The sequence below is a fragment of the Streptomyces sp. NPDC001393 genome, assembly GCF_053597455.1.
In genome coordinates, this window is sequence record NZ_JBSFIH010000149.1 from 1 (window position 1) to 1713 (window position 1713).

Consider the following 1713-nt stretch of genomic DNA (forward strand, 5'->3'; position numbering starts at 1 on the left):
AAAGTGGATCTTGAGCGTGAGATGATCTTGGTTCGTGGCACGTGGAGATCTGACAGACGCGCAATGGGCGGTGCTGGAGCCGCTGTTGCCAAAGGGCAAGAAGCCCGGACAGCCGCCGACATGGGCCAGGCGGCAGCTGATCAACGGCATACGGTTCCGGGTCCGCACCGGGATCCCGTGGCGGGATGTGCCCGCCGAGTACGGGCCGTGGGGCCGGGCGTACGACCTGTTCCGCCGCTGGCAGCGGGACGGCACCTGGCAGCGGATCTTCACCGAACTCCAGGCCCGGGCCGACGCGAGAAAGCTGATCACATGGGACATCAACGTCGACTCCACAGTGTGCCGGGCCCACCAGCACGCCGCCGGCGCGAGGAAAAAGGGGAGCTTCAGAAGGAGCCGCCCGGCGGCTTCTGCGTCGAGCCGGAAGACCACGGGCTCGGGCGCTCGCGTGGCGGTCTGACCACCAAGTTGCACCTGGCCGTCGAACAGGGCCAGAAGCCCATGTCCATCGTGATCACGGCCGGGCAGCGGGGCGATTCCCCGCAGTTCGAGCCGGTCCTGAACAAGGTCCGTGTCCCGCGTCTTGGGCCGGGCAGGCCGCGCACCCGACCCGATCGCGTGCGCGCCGACAAGGCATACGCCTCCCGCAAGAACCGCGGTTACCTGCGTCGTCGCAGGATCCGCTGCACCATCCCGGACAAGGCCGACCAGGCCCGCAACCGCAAGAAACGCGGCTCGTTCGGCGGCAGGCCGCCGAAGTTCGACCCGCAGGACTACAAGGCTCGGCACGCGGTCGAGTGCGGCATCAATCGCCTCAAGAGGCACCGGGCCGTGGCCACGAGGTACGACAAGCTCGCGGTCCGCTACGAGGCCACTGTCCTCATCGCCGCAATCAACGAATGGTTGTGAACGCCCTGTTGTGAAGACGCATCGGCTACGTCGACGCGAAGCGTTCTGCTGTCAGCCAAGACTGTCGCGCCTCCGAAGGCATGGGCGACAGGATCGTCACATGCAGCCGATCTTCGTTCTCGTGCACAGTCCGTCCGTAGGTCCCGCGACCTGGCACCCTGTGGCCGAACACTTGACGGCGGCGGGATACCAGGTGCGGGTGCCGTCCCTGCTGCACATAGGCGTCGTTGCTCCGCCCTTCTGGCCCCGCATCGTGGACGCCGTCCGCGACGATCTGCGGCAGGTCCCGGCCGGCAACCCCGTCACATTGGTGGCACACAGCAACGCAGGCTTGTTCCTCCCGACCATCCGCTCGGGCATCGACCATCCGGTGACCAGCTCGATCTTCGTCGATGCCGCGCTGCCGGCCCGGACCGGACCGACCCCCGTCGCCACACCCAAACTGCTCGATTTCCTACGCCCGATGGCTGTGAACGGCAGGCTCCCGCGCTGGACCGACTGGTGGGACGAAGCAGACGTCGCACCCATGTTCTCCGATCCGCTGGTGCGGCAGACAGTCGTTGAGGAGCAACCCACCCTGCCACTGTCCTACTACGAGCAGCACATCCCAGTCCCCGACGGCTGGGACGACCATCCCTGCTCCTACTTGCTGTTCGGTCCTCCGTATGACGACCTTGCCGCCGAGGCGCGCGAACGCGGCTGGGCCGTGGCACACCTGCCCGGCGCACACCTCCATCAGATCATCGATCCTGCTGGCACCGCCAAGCACCTCGTCGAACTCGCCACCACGACTTGATCCACTTC

1 protein-coding gene and 1 pseudogene are annotated in these 1713 nt (G+C 66.7%); both read left to right on the forward strand.

Annotated features, from left to right (window positions below):
• Positions 1-34: 34 nt before the first annotated feature.
• Positions 35-909: pseudogene (locus ACWC2T_RS45960) on the forward strand (IS5 family transposase).
• A 199-nt stretch (positions 910-1108) separates the two neighbouring features.
• Positions 1109-1705 carry an alpha/beta hydrolase gene (locus ACWC2T_RS45965; RefSeq protein ID WP_450676236.1) on the forward strand — a complete coding sequence of 199 codons (597 nt, stop codon included), beginning with the start codon at positions 1109-1111 and terminating at the stop codon, positions 1703-1705.
• Positions 1706-1713 lie beyond the last annotated feature (8 nt).